This window comes from Pedobacter sp. (assembly GCF_965279535.1).
GTDB lineage: Bacteria > Bacteroidota > Bacteroidia > Sphingobacteriales > Sphingobacteriaceae > Pedobacter.
In genome coordinates this window covers 1,949,880-1,966,679 of the sequence record NZ_OZ257244.1, presented here as the reverse complement: position 1 = coordinate 1,966,679, position 16,800 = coordinate 1,949,880, and the positions used below count along the sequence as shown (strand labels likewise).

Here is a 16,800-nt window from a genome sequence, read left to right as displayed (position 1 = left end):
TTCTTCTTAAAACGAATCGATATAGTTTTCTAAGTATAGAATTAAGCATTGTTAAACTGACGAATTACATCTGTAAAAATTATACATTGTTGCTTGCACATCTCGGGTGCTAAGTATGGTTCAAAAGCTTTCCAATTGATACTGTGACTTGGCATTTGAGCTCTAAGCAGATCATGGAGGTATTGGTATACTAAGTCTTTTAGTGTATCGCCATGGCTATCTATCGGAATCACTTTCCCGGCGCCGCATTTCTCGATAATTTGTGCAGCACTGCTTTTAGAATGGAAAAACGCCAGTATGGGAATTTTTGATAGCAGGTATGGAAATACTTTCGATGCGGTATATTGGGGATCGTCAGACCCAAGAATTACCAAATGATCTGCATTGCTCAAGGTATAAAGGGTTTGATAATAAGGTAAACGATCAGTTTGTTCTTCCACATAGTTTGTAAGGCCAAATTCAGACGCAACTGGCAGAATTGTAGGTTTTCCTTGACCTTTTGGTGCATAGCTCGTACCTAAAAAGTGGAATCGGACTTTCGTAAAAAGCTCCGGAGCTTCTTCAAGCCCTTTTTTAAACCCATCAAACAAAAGTCTGGCAGATAGTTGAAGGTCATGACCACCGCGGCCAACGTACACAAAATGATAATTCTTGGCCAGCTTTTGAAAGGGTAGTACAAAAGTATTTGCATGCTTTTGCATCACTTTGATATCGGGTTCAAATGCTGAAAAGGTAATTACGCGTTGGGGAACAGTTATAAGGCGTGGATATCTGCTACACAGTGCATCCAGATATCCCTGAGATACGCTAATTAATCCATCAACCATTTGCATGGCTTTGGGTTCAAGCCACTTATTTAAGCGGTATGAGAACCAGTGCTTTCTCGGCCGTTCCTGCCTAGGTTTATTTTGGTAGTAATCAGAATGCCAGGGGTCCTGCATATCAATTACGAAAGGTATGCCGAACTTTCGTTTCCAGTGACGCCCCAATATTAAAAGCGGAAATTCTGTTGTCGAAAAATAGATTAAATCAAATTTTTCATTTGCCAAGAGTTTGTCGATGGAGTGTTTATAATACAGCATCGATCTTAACGCCAAACTTCCAAAACCTAGCTTCCTTGTCCATTTTGTAGAAAATGCATCAATATTGATTATTCTGATATTTTTGGGAACCGCCTCTATCAATAATTCATCTTTAACCAGGTTTGAATGTTGAGGATGAACAGTTGCAACACTCGCCTCCCAACCAAAATTATTGAAATATGGTAAACTCATTCGAATCCGTTGCATGTCAGCCGAATTGGTTGGTGGGAAGTAAGGGGAAATAATCAGCAACTTATTCAATATCTAATTTTTTATAGTTGATTGCCAACAGCACAGAATAATATTAAATAATACTAGAGATTATGTCCATGAATTTTCTACTTTCTTTTTCCCAGTTCAATTCTGACTGACCCAAATTAAATGCATTGATACTGTGCTGATAGAGCAGCGGTCGATTTCCGTAGTATGTATCCAAAACATCTGCAAGGTGCTTTGCATCATTGTTTTTATATAGCATCCCGATATCATTATTCTGATCTAATAAGTGTTTTTGCGCAGGTGTATTACTGGCTACAACAGCCAGACCAGCTTGAACGTAGGTGAAAATTTTATTACTCAAAGCATAGTTGTTATTCATTGAAAAACCTGGTTCCGATGCAAGTCCGATGTCGAATTGAGTAGCAAATTCAAAAATGTCATCTGGCATCATTGGTGCATGAAAATATAGTCTACTTTTGCTATTTACTAAAAATGTTAAGGCTTTGGCATACTTCTGATCTACCGTTCCCAAAAGATGAAATTCAAACCTGTTTTTGGTGAGGTTCAATGCTTTGATAATCGTTTCAATCCCACGGTTAATGCCGATTGTTTGCGAAAACCAGAAGAGTTTAAGTGCTCTGGTATGGTGGCTATATAAGCGGTTGTTGGTTTTGTTGAACACATTTAGTATGCATGTACAAGGGAGCTTAAAAAGCTCACTGTATGACGCGGCAATTAGTGGACTTGATCCGGTCAAATAGTCTAATTGCGGAATATATTTGTCTTCCAGATATCTGTTCAAAATAACATCTGGATGGTATTCTAAATCCGATACCTCGTATCGATGATAGTCTTCTGCGTCAAAGCCACATTTAGTCCGGAGAAACTTAGCAGCATTCACACTGACTGGCAATGCCCCCAGGTTGTGAGCAATATAACAATCTGCTTTAGCAGCTTTCGCCTTGCGGAGCTGCCACTTATAGGCTTTATTTTTGGCAAAAGGTGCGATAAAAGACAACGGAACAATCTTTTCAGATCCACGAGTAATTTTGTTTAATAAGCTTAAATATCGTGCCTTAATTGGTTCATTAGCCAGGTTTAAAACATTGAATGTCCATTGGGGATATTTATTCAAGATGTGCTGATCAAATGGAATTAGATAATGCAAATTTTGCAGAAAGATAATATGGACAATATATCCATTGCTGGATAGGCAGGCTGCTTCCTTAACTAATCTAGGATCCGATGACAGGTGACCGGTTGTAACTAAGCAGATTTTTTTCAATGTTTGACTCTTTTCAAAATCTGTTTTTGAAGATTAGCTCGATACATTGACCAAGGATATAGTTTAGCTGTCAGGAATGCCTGTTTGCCTAGTTCAAGTAACTCTGCACGATGATGTAAACACCAGATTAAGCAATCTGATATAGCTTTTTTATTGTTAACATTAATTAATAATCCATTTTGACCATGCTGAATTAAGTCTGCGCCAGCACCATTTAATGTTGTAGCTACAGGGGTGCCGCAACTCATGGCTTCAGAAATAACCATTCCGAACCCATCGGCAAGTGTCGGATGAATAAGTAAATCAACTGAGTGATACAATTCCATTAACTTATGCCGAGGAATGTTGCCCATTAATTTGATATTATTAGGGAGCTGATTTATAAAACTGTTTGGTAAGCCGTTTTTCCCTACAATCCAAAGTTCCGCATCATTTAACTGATTTTGTTGCTCGCGCCATGCGTCTAGTAGTAGGTGAGTGCCTTTTCCCAAACTGAGATTTCCGGCAGCCAAAAAGGTAGTTCGTTTATTTAGCTTTTTGGTTTTAAGTATTTCTTCTGTTTCAGGGAAACCCAAAGGAACAACCACAATTTTTTGTTGTGGGATGCCTGCCTTGATTAAGCTTTGTTCGGTAAATGAAGAATTGCAGATAATAAAATCAGCAAGAGCCAACTCTTTATCCCGTCTGCGATTTCTTTTTCGAGCTTTTTCATCAGTAAAAAGGCTCATTTCTTTGGTGTTAAATGCAGAATATGACGCGAGCTGTTCCCTTACGATGTTTGAAAAAGTTTCATGATGGATGCTTGGTTGCTCATAAAAACTGGGGATACGAAGAGATTTTGCTTTCTCAAGTGTCTTCAAAGAGGCATGCTCTGTTACATGGATGAAAGAATCTTCACTACGTAATTTTGAGGCTACCCAGGCATCAAAACGTAATTCACTCCATTCCCATATTTTATCAGCAATGATAGCCGATAATTTTCTTGACGCCAACACCCTTAACATCTCCTGAAATGGGCTAGTACTCACATATTTGTAAGGTAAATCTGTAAAAGCCCTTCGTTTAAACTCAGAGATAAGTGAGGGAAACACAATTGACAGTAATTTACTCAGCAGATTATCGGGGTGGAAAATAAATGTGGTATAAAATTGCTTTAATAATCCTCCGTCCCGATAAGCTAGTACCGTTTGTTTTACATGTGGTGCCACGTTAGGATTAGAAACTATTCCGTTTAATTTATGTGCCATGTATCATCTTTTGATAAAGATTTAGATACTGTTCGCTAATAACACGCGATGAAAATCTTTTTTCACAATCCTGGCGAACCTTGTACCTGTCCAATTCTGTTATACGATTAATATTGCTACACATTTCTTTCACAGAATCGCAAATAAATCCGTTTACCCCATCACTAACGACTTCTGGTACCGATCCTTTTCTAAAACCAATGACTGGAGTTCCGCATGCCATGGCTTCGGCCATTACGATTCCGAAGGGCTCATCCCATTCTATAGGCATTAATAAAGCAAGCCCTGTACCTAATAATTTATTTTTTTCAATGTCATTTACGGGGCCAATGTACCTTATGTTTTCATTCAGTTCTGACTCAATCTGCTCTTTGAAATATTGCCCAAACTCAATAGGAACATTTCCTGCTATTAGGAGCTTTTTATTGGCACTTTTAGCTACCTCAATAGCAATATGAGTGCCTTTTATTGGCTCAATTCTACCCAAAAAGATGAGCGGAGCAGTAGCTGGCACCTCTGATTGAAAATCATACTTTTTTAGATCTACTCCATTGTAAATGGGAAAACTGGTTGCAACGTGCCGAATTTTATCGCTGATGTATCTGCTACACCCTGTAAATACTATTGAGTTTTTTCGTGCTATCTTTTGAATTCTGGAAATTTGAGATGTTGTGGGTTCGCGTTGATAGCTCATGATTTTTGGAGTTTTGCCCGCTAGTTGGGGAAGTAGATAGAGCAATCTGCCAAAACTATGAATAATATCATACTTGTTTAGTGTGAGTTCCAGATTGATCGTCCACATATTTTTAATTAAATCCAACTTGCCAGTACTGGTTTTTCCATGATATCGAATTAGTTTAGCATTAGTTATAGAGTCGGCATGTGCAAAAAGGCTTACTTCATGGCCTAGGTACATATACTGTTCAATTAACATATGAATAATACGCTCAATCCCGCCATAAAGTAGGGGAGGTACTGGGATTTCAGGATCAGCAATAATTGCTATTTTCATTAATTTAGCGAATTTAAGGGATCATCTTTTTTCTCCAGGATCTCTTTTCTCACATACAGATTATTAGAGTACGTGACTTTTCTCTTATCATTCAAATTTCTTGTCAGTTCGTAAATGCCACAAAGTTGATAACCTTTTGCTTCCATGTATGTTTCCACATCAGAGAAGTGAACCTTTGTCGGTTCACGCTCATAACCCACCTCTAGTAAAATTACATCTATATTAAGTGCAGTTGCTCCGTTCAAGACCTCGAATTCGTAACCTTCAACATCGATTTTTAAAATGTTTACACTTTGTATGTTCTTTTCTTGGAGAAAGTGATCAAGGCGGATAATATTAATGGTTTCCTGGCCAACAGAATTTGCAGGATTATTTTTTAATGAATTGATCGTATGTTCGGGATTAAGCAAAATATCCATCTGATGTTCTCTTTCACCCAGAGCCATGTTTATTAAAAATACCGAATTAGAAGCGGCCAGATTATCGCATAATTTTTGAAAAGTATGAGCTACAGGCTCAAAAGCATAAACCACAGCAGAGGGAAACCAAAAACTTAATTCTTTTGATACAAAACCATAATTAGCCCCAGCATCTACGATTATTTGAGGTTGTTCTTTGAGCAGTCTTTTAACATCATATATCCAGTTTCGGCCAAAAGGGAAATTATTTCGAACAAATTTGATATCGGTTCTAATAATTAGTTGTTCTATTTCAAATAACGATTTTCCAATTAAGAATTTCCAATTCATTATAGTGTTTTAATTTGGGCTATGAGTTCTTGCTGTGAGCTGTATAGTTGAATGTCATATCCTTTTTCTTGCCAGTTTTGTAAATCCCCAAGATTGTTTGCCAGGATTGGAATTTTCATTTTTAACGCTTCATACAACACAAAAGGACCGGTTTCGAACGATGTTGAGGGAATTATGATAAGGTCAACTTTTTGATAGAATGCATTCAGTTCATTTTCCTTGAGGTTGATGTTCCATTTGATATTAGAAAAACCTTCAGATTTTTTGCGTAATTCGGTATAAAACCCTACTTCATTAATAATTCCGGCTATATTCAAATTGATATCGAAACGTTTAGCATTTTTAAAAGCATTAATCAGTGACTGAATTCCCTTTTCTGGACAAAGTCTTCCTACGAATCCAATATTTTTCACTTTCTTTCTAACGGCCAAGAAGGGCACAATTTCTTCAAAAAGCTGCGAGGTTTTTTCCAGTTTCTCTGCTGAAAAACCATTCATTAAAAGGATACGTTCCTGCCAATGAGTAAAAATGAAAATTTTATCTATCAGGCTATTCAACATATGCATTTCGAGTAGTTTTTTTGTTACCACACCCGATAGGTTTTTTGGATACCTTGCAAAAATAACTGAAGTTGATAGCATAACTGCCAGGCTTTTGTTGTAACCCATCTTTTGTATAAAGCATGCTGTACATCTTTGTTTTGTTACTAAGCCATCGCAAGGCCCTAAGCCAAATTTTAGCAAATCGCCACGAATGCAGGTTAGACCGGGAACATGAGCGGTAAAATAAATATTAGCAGCGACTTTTTTAGCGACTTGTATATGGAAAATATTAAATAACGGCGTAAGTGTATGAAAATGGACATTATCATATGCTTCCTTTAATAGTAGTTGCTCAAATGGTATAATGTTTAGTGAGGGACGATCTCCAACGATTATTTCGTTAGAAAGTCGCTTTTCTGCTGGTAAAACAAATGTTTTTACGCCCAAGTACAGATAATCTGTAATCTCTTCTCCATAAGAAGTGATTACATGAACCCTGTGGCCTTTTGATTGCAGGTGCTTGGCTAGACTATGGACATATTTTTCTGTCCCGCCATGGCTTTGTGGATAATAGTAAGCAGTTACTAGCGCTATTTTCATCCTTTTAAAAACTTTCGCTTGATATACGCCAAATATTCCGCTTGTTTATAACCAAACAACTTAGACATTAATCTCAATAAGCCTTTTTCCTCAGGGATGTATCCTGGTGCTATAGTGAGTAAAGCATTAATTGCTTTTTTTGCACATTGGCGATCAAGTCCTCTGAATTCATTAATGGTGTACCTTAAAGAATTTATAATAGATTTTTCTTTTTCCTGATTATAACTCTCGCTGACTAGCCAGCATTGGTGAATTTCAAGTGAATTTTGGTAGATATCTTTTATAAAGGCTAGCTTGCTTTTCTGCGACAATGAATATTCCTGTTCAGTTCGATAGTAAGCCATTACTCCTGGCGTGTAAACAAAATGACCATCAGATCTTGCAGCATCTAGAAGATATCTTGCATCCTGTATAATTGGCAAAGTATTACTCCATGATAGCTTTTCGCAAATTCTCTTTGAATAAAGCAGCGCAGCTGGGGGCGCCCAAAATTTTGCAAAAATAGTTGTTTCGAGATCTCCCTCGATCTCTTGAGATACCTTATCTTTAAAAATAATATTTTTGTTTACTTCAACAAATTTCTGCCAATCTCCATAAGCAACATCTCCATTTTTATTTTTTAATGCCTGCATTTGCATTCTTATTTTCTGTGGAGCGAGTAGATCGTCTGAGTCTAAGTATTGAATGTAGCTACCAGTTGCTTTAGTTAACCCGAATGCCCTTGCATGGCTTACTCCCTGATTAACCGTTGAGAATAAATTAATTTGAGTTTTGAATGTCTGCAAGACTTCTAAAGTCTGGTCAGTTGATCCGTCATTTATCACAATAATTTCTAGATTAACCCCCTCTTGGGCAAATACAGAATCTAATGTGCTAACAATTGTTTGCGCCCCATTATAAACAGGAATGATTACACTAACTGTTTCCAATTATCTTTTCTATTATTCTAGAAAGAATATTTTTTTTAATATAAGGTACTCTGGTAGTAATATCAGAGTCGAAAAGATCTGCATGCGAACATAAATCGGTTTTAGCAGCGAATGAATTATTTAGGAAATGTAAGTGAGCAAATACAACGTCAACTTGTTTATTCTTTTTTCCAAGTAAGTGAATCGCAGTATTATACATCCTAAAGTTCAGTGCATATGCTACAGTAGATAGTGTTGAGTTGCATTTATTGAGGTGAGTACTAAATGTAGATGCTTGCTGATGGTGTTGTGAAAATAGGTAAAGCATATCCCAATCAATAGGAAGCTCCTCCAGGCATTGCTTCAGGTCCAGATCAAAGGTCTGGTTTAGGACGCTATCGTCTTCGAGTATGAGTATATTTTCATAACCTGAGTTTTGAGCGTGTTTGATAACTTCCAAATGACTTTCTAAACAACCCAATGCGCCTACACCATATTTCCAGGTACCTAATTTATCTGCTTTGGGCTCAATAGCTTGGAAGATAAAAAGTTTTTCTGAAGGTACAAATTGACTATTTAGTTCTTTCCAACGGGCTAAACGATCTGATCTTCTTTCTAAATTTATCAGATAAATTTGGGAGAAAAAATTCATTGTTTTCATTTAGAACGGTTTAATAACTTAGACATCGTCTTAAAAAGCATTACTGTTTGAAATCTTTTAAAGTGCCGAAGAAACGAATAAAGACTAAATATTTTATTTACTTGCAAATTGGCTAGGGATTTCTTATTGATATGGTTAAAATAAAATTTGACCTCCCTGGAAGGTTTCCCATGGCGTAATGCAGTGAAAACATTATCTATTATCGAAACATCCAACAAATATTCTATCTGGTCGGTAAGTGTGCCATACTTTCTAAATGTTTCTTTCCATCTGAGTAAAAATGGAAGCGTGGTTAAAGGATCAAAATGCTTGTGCTGTAATGAAGCTCTATTTTCGTCTGAGTGTTGCCTGATTCTAGTTACTACTTCATTTGTAAAAACAGCTTTGGCTCCCATGGCAAGCAAATTGATAAAATAATCAGTTACTTCCCAAACATGAATAGAATTGTCCCACTTGCCTGCTTCAGAGCTTTTTATCAAAGCTGTTGAAACTGTAGGTTTAAAATGTAAATAGGTTTCACTCGAAGAAATAGAACTTAGATCGTATCTAATGGGTTCAGCAACACCTTTATCGTTAAAGTTTGCCCAAGAACCGAATGCAATATCATGATCACCAATAGTATTTATCAACGTTTTTACTGCATTTTTTGTCAACAGGTCATCTGAGTCTAGGAAAAGCATAAACTGGCCCTTTGCCTGAGCAATTCCTAAGTTCCTTGCAGAACATGTGCCGCCGTTTGCTTTCTTAAAATAGCGTACATTGCTATTTTTCAGAAATGAAGAAATCTTTTCAGCGGTCTGATCAGTGCTTCCATCATCTACAATTAAGCACTCGATATCCTTATGAGTTTGATTCAATGCAGACTTGATACTATATTCAATGAACTTTGCACTGTTGTAGCATGGGATAATAATGGATACAAGATGCGGATTATTTACTGCTTTCATCAGAAGGTAAATACTGGGCTACATAGTTTGTACCATAGTCATCTAAGTGTGTGTCAATTATCGCGTAATGATATTCACCAAGTAAGTTGACTATCGATTCTTTATCGTTTAATGCCTTTGCGTCCATTTCTGACTCAAAAATAATCAAACGTGGGGGAGCGTGTTCCAAAAGCTTTTTTGCACCAATGAGCACCTTTTCTTCCCAGCCCTCAGTGTCTATTTTTATAACTGTTGGCAAAGGAAAATTATGATGTTCGATAAGGTTATCCAACTGGTATATGTTTACCTTAAAACTCGCAATTGGATTACGAGATATGAATCCACTTTGCCCATTGTTGCTGCGTTTAGATCGAAAAAAAAGTCTATCTTCATTTTTTTCACCTAAGCCAATCTGCTTAAATCTTATCTTATCAAAATTGTTTAAAGCAATGTTTTCTTTTAAAACTGCAATATTGGCGGGATCGGGATCTATAGCTACTACAGTACAATCTTGTTTCGCTGCGAGTAAACTATAATAACCAACATTTGATCCAATATCATAAAACACATCACTATCCCTAAGAGATTTTTTCAGAAACCTGGAAAGATTAGGTTCCCATGAATGCTTGAAAAATATTGTTTTTTGAACAATGTCCTCCAAATCAAGTGCCATCATAAAGTTTGAGTCAGTTGAACTCACAAGCCTTCTGTTAGGAAAAAGTCTCCTGATTATACCTAACAACCGTTCTTTAAAAAGATGATCTTTTGATAAAAGATAAGCTTTTAATAGGTAATTTATGACTTTAGGGTATTTCCTAACCTTTAAATTTATCAAGTCTTTAGTATTCTTTAATGGACATTTGCGACCTTGGTACTACACTGCCAACTAAGGACGCATTCATTTGTAAACCTAATGAATGCATTCCGACAATGTCGAGTTGGATGCAATCTGGTTGTATAATAAAGTCTTCGTTACGATTTCCATAGTAAACAGATATTGAATATGTACCATCTAAAAGTTTTGGTTCAAATATTTCAAACTCAATTATTCCGCCATTTTTTTTAGAGATTTTTGTCACTTGTTTTTCAATGGTCGGATTTGTTGCGAAAACAATATTTTTATACACATCTTTAACAACTATTCCCAGGTGTGGATGAGTAAGTTCGTTAAAATGCTCATATTCAGCCTTAACTATTATCTTATCTCCTTCTTGTTTTGCTGATACGGATTTTAAGTATTTGGCAAATATAAATTCATTGCCAATATGACTGGTTTGAAGGTAGGAATTCAAAACTGTTTCTGTTTCACTAAAACTATCAAGCATACCATTGATCAGCAATATTGATTTGGAGCATAATTCTTGAATACTCCCCATATTATGGCTCACGAACAATACCGTTCTTCCTTCTCCCTTACTTACTTCGCCCATCTTGCCCAAACACTTTTTTTGAAATTCGGCATCACCTACAGCCAGTACTTCATCTACGATTAGTATCTCTGATTCCAGGTGTGCAGCAACAGCGAAAGCCAGGCGGACATACATGCCAGATGAATAGCGTTTAACAGGGGTATCCAAATATCTTTCTATTCCTGCAAAATCTACAATCTCTTCCAGCTTACGCTGGATCTCTTTTTTACGCATGCCCAAAATAGCGCCATTTAAAAAGATATTTTCTCTGCCGCTTAATTCAGGATGAAAACCTGTACCTACTTCAAGTAAGCTCGCAATACGACCTTTCCCTGTTATTTTTCCACTGGTAGGCGCGGTAACTTTGCTTAAGATTTTGAGCAAGGTACTCTTGCCAGCACCATTCCGTCCGATAATACCAACTGCATCACCCTGTTCAATTTCGAAATTAATGTCTTTTAAACTCCAGACGATATCACTACCCCCTTTAATACGCCGATCATTCGTTTCTCCAATCTTTAAATATGGATCTTCTTTGCCACGAATGCGTGCATACCAGCGCTCTAAATCGCGACTAATGGTGCCAGTACCTATTTGTCCAAGTTGGTAAGCTTTACTTAAATTATCTACCTTAATGGTTATGTTACTCATTTTTCAGGTAATTATTAATACTGCAGAATTCATAAGTAAGCCTTAATTGCCAAAACTTAGTTGATTGTTTATCTGTTTTAAACTCCCCATGAATTTCCGATGTAGTCATTTTATAAATTCTAAATAAATCTTTTCAGTTTTAAAAAGTGCCTCTCAAAAAAGAAATAAGAAATAACGGCTGCAACAATTGCAAAAACTATATTTAAAGGAAATACGCAAAAATTTAATTTACCCTGATAACCATTGAGCGGAACTAAGAACAATTGTTGCCATATATATAGGCTATATGAAATTATGCCGAGCTTAACCACAACATGATTATTCAAGATAATTGAGAATCCGTTAAAAGGCTTGATTAAACTTTTTAAAATTAAGATGCAAATTATAATATTGCATATTGTTCCAGAAAATGGATAAAAAAGAAGTCCAAAATAACCTCTATGGACACAGTAGTTCGCAATAAACAATACTAATGCGCATAGCCCGCCCAACCATTTCGTAGACCAGAATTTTTGCTTTTCATTGAAAAAGAGTTTGAAGGACAATATTGCCAATAACGAACCTGAAAAAATTGCATCTGCATTATCGATGAATGGACCTAAAGTCATCGTATGATAATTTGGGTAGAAATACCAAAGAATCTTTAAGAGAGGAACAGCACATATCATAATCAAACAAAAGAGCCAAAGTTTTTTTATCAGATAAGAAAAAATAAAAGGCCAGATTAAGTAATACTGCTCTTCAACTGCTAGAGACCAGGTATGTCCGGTTAGCCAGGTTCCTTCGAAAAGATTAAAATTATTGACATAAAGAATCGGCCCCAAAAAATGGTCTGCATTTAGCCCCAAGTTAAAAATCTGATTAAGTAAAAATATGGAGATAAGATAGAGATAGAGTACAGGAAAGATGCGGAGTACACGTTTAATAAAAAACTTTTTAACGTTTACTTTCTGATCTTTTATAAATTCTTTGATCAGAAGTGTTGTGATGAGAAATCCACTTAAAACAAAAAAAAATCTTACCCCTAATTCAGCATAGACAAACAATTCGGCGAATTTGTAAAAATATGAAGTAGCAGAAATGGTGAACTTTGCATGTCCTAATACAACTAATGTAATGGCAACAGCACGCCATCCATCTAAGGAAGGAAGATAAGTCTTGTTCAGAAAAGCAGGAGCAGTAAAGGCCGTGCTTAACTTCTGGTCAAAAAGACGTAATTTCTCTACACTATCCAAAACAAGGAATGCTAAACATAGCTAAACCGTATCCACAAAGGTTCGTTCCACTTTATTAAAAATAACAATACCTGCAAGCAATAGCATCAGTGTTACCGTTGTGGTATAGGCAATGCTTGCCCAGTTAAAAGTCCCTTCACCTAAAAAGCCGTATCTAAATATCTCAATAATGGGGGTCATGGGGTTGTACTGGATGATCCAGGCATATTGCGGATATTTCTCTAAAGCCGTAGAGAGTGGGTAGATAACTGTTGTAGCGTACATGAGTAACTGCACCCCAAATGTCACTAAAAAGGCTAAATCCCGGTATTTGGTCGTCATAGCTGAGATGATCATACCGGTTCCCAAGCCTAACAATGCCATAAGAATTACAATAAATGGAAAAAGCATTATGCTGGTAGTAACCTGAAAATGATAACCTGTAAAATAATAGTAAGCCATCATGAGGAGGAGGAGCAGCATTTGAACACCAAACCTTACCAGATTACTTACCACAATACTGAGTGGCATAATTAACCGTGGAAAATAAACTTTGCCAAAGATGCCGGCGTTGTCTCTGAATACAGTTGAAGTTTTAGTCAGGCAATCAGCAAAATAATTCCAGGCGGTAATTCCGGCCATGTAAAAAAGTGGTTTAGGTAAACCGTCAGTTGAAATTCCGGCCAGGTTACCGAAAATGAACGTGAAGATTATGGTGGTAAACAGGGGTTGGATGAAAAACCATAGTGGTCCTAAAATGGTTTGTTTATAAAAAGAAACAAAATCCCGCCGAACTAACAATAAAAGCAGGTCGCGGTAAGCCCAAACTTCTCCCAGTTTTAAATCGATGAGTGAAGATTTAGCTTCAATAGACCATTCGTGGTTTTCGTGACTCATTTTTTAAGTAGCAAGTATCGGGTGTTTAGTATCAGGTAGCGGGTTAAGTATCAAGATGTAAGTATCAAGTAGCAAGATGTAAGAATCAAGTAGCAAGATGTAAGAATTAAGTAGCGAGATCTAAGTATCAAGTAGCGAGATTTAAGTGTTAGGATTAAAGTATTAAAGAACAGGATGTATGGAAAATGCGAGGGCGTTCAGACTTTGATCCCCGGTCTTGCTGACTTCTGACTTTCAAACCTTTCACCTCAACGAACATCTTTCAATAATTCCGCAATTTGTTGTTTATAATTGTTGAAACTGAAGTGCTTCAGACAATCATCCTGCAGCCTACGTTTTTCTTCCGGGTTATGTGGGATTGCCAGATGGTGTTCTATAGCAGATTGGATTGCTTTCAGATTCATTGGATCAACTAAAGTGCCCAATGAACCTTGTTTCAAGGCATCTACACTGCCATCCTGATTGCCTGCAATTACCCTGGTGCCACAAGCCATGGCCTCGATAAAGCTAATTCCAAAACCTTCTGCCTTGCTGGGCATAACGAACACATCGGCCAGCAGATAATGATCCGTAAGTTCCTCTTCAGGCACATAACCCGCTAAAATGGTTCGCTTTTGCAGTCCCCGTACGTTGATTAAATTTTCTATTCTGTTCTTTTCTTCCTTGTCAGCCTTTCCCGCAAGGATATAATGAACATCTTCATTCAACTGGTTTAATACTTCAAGCGTCTGGTCATAACCCTTATACTGTTCGCTACTGGATAATCTGCTCAGCGTAAGTATGATTTTAGCATTATCTGGCAGATGATATCTTTTTATCAATGATTCGGGCTTCTTAAAGTTTTTCGGGATTGCAAAAAAGGGATCAAGGCAATTGTTAAGGACCTGAATATTGGATTTTGAAACCTGATGTTCCTCCTGAATCCGTTTGGCTGTATAAGCGCTAACAGCCCAAATCTCTACCTTATTTTGAATAAACCGGGTGTTTGCCAATCCGATTGTATTCCATATTTCTATGCCATGGGCGTATAAAATAATCCGTTTTTTTGGAAAGAACTTTTTAATGATTCTTGCATAAATTAATAAGTGAACATGGCTCAATACAATGATGTCAGACGATATGGCTGCCAGGAGGGTTTGCAGGGAAAATAGCATACGTTTCCCATTGTAGCCCTTAAACAGCGATGTATCTAAATATTTTTCATTGCCCTTTTTATCGTACATGCTGAGCACCTGATAGGATTTAAGTCTGCCTGCTGTTCGGAATTCTGCTAATGCCTTTGCGAATGCCTTGCAAACATTTTCTATTCCACCAGTTAAGCCGAAAGTATATAAGGTTAAGAATAAAACTTTTTGATCTTTCAACATTAAACCATAAAACCATTAAATACCTGGTAAAGCGCCATCGCCTTTGACCAATGCAAATTGCCCTTTTTAAAATTTCTGAGGTGTTGCTTAACCGCCAAGTTTTCAACCTCGTTTACGATCGCTAAAAATTGGTCGTTATGTGCCAGCCATTTTTGAAAGGGAAAGCTGAAACCCATTTTAGGCCTGTTCCAGATTTTCTCCGGAAGGATATCCCTGAAACTCTCAATGAGCAGTTTCTTAGGCCGGTCATCACTATATTTTATGTCGTGATGGATAGCCCCGGCTTGTTTAAGCAAATCTGTATCTAAAAAAGGCACCCTTACTTCCAGTCCATGCTGCATGCTCATGTAATCGGTATCTTTAAGTAACTGGTTTTGCATGTACAAATTACTTTCTAACCAACTGGCTTGAACGGCAGGAGGGAGTGAAGTAGGAAGTTCACCAATTTTTAAAGCTTTTAGTGTCTCATCTACCTGATTAACACTTATATCTAAAATTTTCGAAATTTCTTTCGGACTGAAAAAACCCCTGAAAAAAAGGTACTCTCCAACGGTGTTTTGATAGCTGAGGTAATAAGTTCTTTTTAATGCGGGCCTTTTAAACTGCTCTCCAAGCTTGAGAATGAAGTTTGGAATACTATAGAGTTTTTTTACCCAGTAAATTCTTTTGAAAGAAGGATATCCGCCAAATATTTCATCGGCACCAATGCCAGATAACACCGCCTTTAAGCCTTTTTGTTTAGCGAAGTGGCAAATAAACCATGAATTGATTCCATCGGTGCTGGGCTGATCCATGGCCCTCATGGTACTGGGGAAATGGGTATTGAATATCTCCTGCGTGATTAAATATTCAGCGTGATTGGTACCTGCCTGTGCTTGAACCAAATCCTGGTAAGGTTTTTCGGATAGGTTCGATACGTCAAAATGAATGGAAAGCGTGTTAAGCTTCTGTTGCTGCATTTCTGCATCCAGGTGCTGCTGGGCCAAAAGCGTAATCAGGCTGCTGTCTATTCCGCCACTTAAAAAAACACCAATGGGTGCATCTGAAATGAGGTGCCTTTTTACCGCCTGGGTTAAAGTTTGCTTAATCTTTTGCCTGGCGCTGGCTTCATTATTTACATTACAGGTGGCAGGTTCAGGGAGGTATGGTCTAACCTGATAGGTTGAATCAGCATGATTCCAATGTAAATAACAGCCTTTTGGTAAACTATTAACCTCATCAAGTGTGGTGTAGGGTTCTGGTAAATGCCCAAAAGCAAGCATACATACTTTCCAGTTGGGATTTTCTTCAAAAAGATAGGTGCTTTGTTTAAAAGCTTTTATTTCTGATGCGAAAACCAGTTTTTCATAGGCAGCATAATAATATAAAGGTTTTATGCCCGATGGGTCCCTAACCAGAAATGTTTGTTTTAGTTCCTTATCATAGAGGGCAAAAGCAAACATACCCTTTAGCTTAGCAAAGCTTTCGGTACCAAATGCCTGGTAGGCGGCAAGTATGACTTCAGTGTCTGTACCGGTATCGAATTTTAGTCCCAGCTCAATGAGTTCTGCCTTGAGTTCAATGTAATTGAAAACTTCTCCATTGTAGCTGATCACCAGGTTTCGATTGCTGTAAAACATGGGTTGATGCCCTGACTTACTTAAATCGATGATGGAAAGGCGCCTGTGGCCTAAGCCAAGTACCTCGCTAACATAATAACCTTCATCATCTGGTCCGCCATGTTTCATTGCGTTGCACATGGCCGACAGATCCGTTTGGATTTCTAATTCAGTTCTGTTTTTATCTATAATTCCGGCAATGCGACACATGGTTGTGTTGTGGGTTACGGGTCTGGGTGGCTAATATTGTTGCGGGTTGTGTGTTGTGGGTTACAGGTCTGGGTGGCTAATATTGTTACGGGTTGAGAGTTGTGGGTTACGGGTCTGTGTGGCTAATATTGTTACAGGTTGAGAGTTGTGGGTTACGGGTCTGTGTGGCTAATATTGTTACAGGTTGAGAGTTGTGGGTTACAGGTCTGGGTGGCTAATACAC

Annotated in this window: 15 protein-coding genes; all 15 read right to left on the bottom strand. The window is 37.5% G+C overall.

Features of this window, described 5'->3' with window-relative positions; genetic code table 11:
- Positions 1-41 precede the first annotated feature (41 nt).
- The 15 genes from ACQY77_RS07820 to asnB all read right to left on the bottom strand — a co-directional run bounded on the left by ACQY77_RS07820 (position 42) and on the right by asnB (position 16,577).
- A complete protein-coding gene (locus ACQY77_RS07820; protein WP_421938537.1) occupies positions 42-1,289 on the bottom strand; it encodes a glycosyltransferase in 1,248 nt (415 codons plus the stop codon).
- Positions 1,290-1,386: 97 nt separating this feature from the next.
- Positions 1,387-2,436 (bottom strand): glycosyltransferase, encoded by a 1,050-nt coding sequence (locus ACQY77_RS07815; protein ID WP_421938538.1) that lies wholly within the window; start codon positions 2,434-2,436, stop codon positions 1,387-1,389.
- 146 nt (positions 2,437-2,582) lie between these two features.
- Positions 2,583-3,833, bottom strand: a complete 1,251-nt coding sequence (locus ACQY77_RS07810; protein ID WP_421938539.1) for a glycosyltransferase family 4 protein — start codon at positions 3,831-3,833, stop codon at positions 2,583-2,585.
- Positions 3,823-4,845 (bottom strand): glycosyltransferase family 4 protein, encoded by a 1,023-nt coding sequence (locus ACQY77_RS07805; protein ID WP_421938540.1) that lies wholly within the window; start codon positions 4,843-4,845, stop codon positions 3,823-3,825. The genes ACQY77_RS07810 and ACQY77_RS07805 overlap by 11 nt, the downstream gene beginning before the upstream one ends.
- Positions 4,845-5,594 (bottom strand): FkbM family methyltransferase, encoded by a 750-nt coding sequence (locus ACQY77_RS07800; RefSeq protein ID WP_421938541.1) that lies wholly within the window; start codon positions 5,592-5,594, stop codon positions 4,845-4,847. The genes ACQY77_RS07805 and ACQY77_RS07800 overlap by 1 nt, the downstream gene beginning before the upstream one ends.
- A complete protein-coding gene (locus tag ACQY77_RS07795; RefSeq protein ID WP_421938542.1) occupies positions 5,594-6,736 on the bottom strand; it encodes a glycosyltransferase in 1,143 nt (380 codons plus the stop codon). The genes ACQY77_RS07800 and ACQY77_RS07795 overlap by 1 nt, the downstream gene beginning before the upstream one ends.
- Complete coding sequence (locus ACQY77_RS07790; RefSeq protein WP_421938543.1) at positions 6,733-7,665, bottom strand: glycosyltransferase family 2 protein; 933 nt, start codon at positions 7,663-7,665, stop codon at positions 6,733-6,735. Before ACQY77_RS07790 ends, ACQY77_RS07795 begins: the two co-directional genes overlap by 4 nt.
- Positions 7,652-8,305 (bottom strand): glycosyltransferase family 25 protein, encoded by a 654-nt coding sequence (locus tag ACQY77_RS07785; RefSeq protein WP_421938544.1) that lies wholly within the window; start codon positions 8,303-8,305, stop codon positions 7,652-7,654. Before ACQY77_RS07785 ends, ACQY77_RS07790 begins: the two co-directional genes overlap by 14 nt.
- Positions 8,302-9,252 carry a glycosyltransferase family 2 protein gene (locus ACQY77_RS07780; RefSeq protein WP_421938545.1) on the bottom strand — a complete coding sequence of 317 codons (951 nt, stop codon included), beginning with the start codon at positions 9,250-9,252 and terminating at the stop codon, positions 8,302-8,304. Before ACQY77_RS07780 ends, ACQY77_RS07785 begins: the two co-directional genes overlap by 4 nt.
- The gene (locus ACQY77_RS07775; RefSeq protein WP_421938546.1) at positions 9,236-9,907 is read right to left on the bottom strand and encodes an FkbM family methyltransferase; all 672 of its coding nucleotides are present in this window, start codon (positions 9,905-9,907) and stop codon (positions 9,236-9,238) included. The genes ACQY77_RS07780 and ACQY77_RS07775 overlap by 17 nt, the downstream gene beginning before the upstream one ends.
- A 163-nt stretch (positions 9,908-10,070) precedes the next feature.
- Positions 10,071-11,291, bottom strand: coding sequence for an ABC transporter ATP-binding protein (locus tag ACQY77_RS07770; protein WP_421938547.1), 1,221 nt, complete (start codon positions 11,289-11,291; stop codon positions 10,071-10,073).
- Between the two features lie 119 nt (positions 11,292-11,410).
- Positions 11,411-12,526 carry an acyltransferase family protein gene (locus tag ACQY77_RS07765; RefSeq protein WP_421938548.1) on the bottom strand — a complete coding sequence of 372 codons (1,116 nt, stop codon included), beginning with the start codon at positions 12,524-12,526 and terminating at the stop codon, positions 11,411-11,413.
- Positions 12,527-12,547: 21 nt separating this feature from the next.
- Entirely contained in the window at positions 12,548-13,402 is an 855-nt protein-coding gene (locus tag ACQY77_RS07760) for an ABC transporter permease (RefSeq protein ID WP_421938549.1), read from the bottom strand.
- Positions 13,403-13,650: 248 nt separating this feature from the next.
- Positions 13,651-14,769 (bottom strand): glycosyltransferase family 4 protein, encoded by a 1,119-nt coding sequence (locus ACQY77_RS07755; RefSeq protein WP_421938550.1) that lies wholly within the window; start codon positions 14,767-14,769, stop codon positions 13,651-13,653.
- A complete protein-coding gene (gene asnB / locus ACQY77_RS07750; RefSeq protein ID WP_421938551.1) occupies positions 14,769-16,577 on the bottom strand; it encodes an asparagine synthase (glutamine-hydrolyzing) in 1,809 nt (602 codons plus the stop codon). Before asnB ends, ACQY77_RS07755 begins: the two co-directional genes overlap by 1 nt.
- Between the last annotated feature and the right edge of the window lie 223 nt (positions 16,578-16,800).

Bases quoted from the DNA above. Each gene is read 5' to 3' on its own strand.
- ACQY77_RS07780 (WP_421938545.1), bottom strand. From the start codon at position 9,252: ATGAAAGCAGTAAATAATCCGCATCTTGTATCCATTATTATCCCATGC.
- ACQY77_RS07795 (WP_421938542.1), bottom strand. From the start codon at position 6,736: ATGAAAATAGCGCTAGTAACTGCTTACTATTATCCACAAAGCCATGGC.
- ACQY77_RS07755 (WP_421938550.1), bottom strand. From the start codon at position 14,769: ATGTTGAAAGATCAAAAAGTTTTATTCTTAACCTTATATACTTTCGGC.
- ACQY77_RS07800 (WP_421938541.1), bottom strand. From the start codon at position 5,594: ATGAATTGGAAATTCTTAATTGGAAAATCGTTATTTGAAATAGAACAA.
- ACQY77_RS07820 (WP_421938537.1), bottom strand. From the start codon at position 1,289: ATGCAACGGATTCGAATGAGTTTACCATATTTCAATAATTTTGGTTGG.
- ACQY77_RS07810 (WP_421938539.1), bottom strand. From the start codon at position 3,833: ATGGCACATAAATTAAACGGAATAGTTTCTAATCCTAACGTGGCACCA.
- asnB (WP_421938551.1), bottom strand. From the start codon at position 16,577: ATGTGTCGCATTGCCGGAATTATAGATAAAAACAGAACTGAATTAGAA.
- ACQY77_RS07775 (WP_421938546.1), bottom strand. From the start codon at position 9,907: ATGATGGCACTTGATTTGGAGGACATTGTTCAAAAAACAATATTTTTC.
- ACQY77_RS07770 (WP_421938547.1), bottom strand. From the start codon at position 11,291: ATGAGTAACATAACCATTAAGGTAGATAATTTAAGTAAAGCTTACCAA.
- ACQY77_RS07760 (WP_421938549.1), bottom strand. From the start codon at position 13,402: ATGAGTCACGAAAACCACGAATGGTCTATTGAAGCTAAATCTTCACTC.
- ACQY77_RS07785 (WP_421938544.1), bottom strand. From the start codon at position 8,305: ATGAAAACAATGAATTTTTTCTCCCAAATTTATCTGATAAATTTAGAA.
- ACQY77_RS07805 (WP_421938540.1), bottom strand. From the start codon at position 4,845: ATGAAAATAGCAATTATTGCTGATCCTGAAATCCCAGTACCTCCCCTA.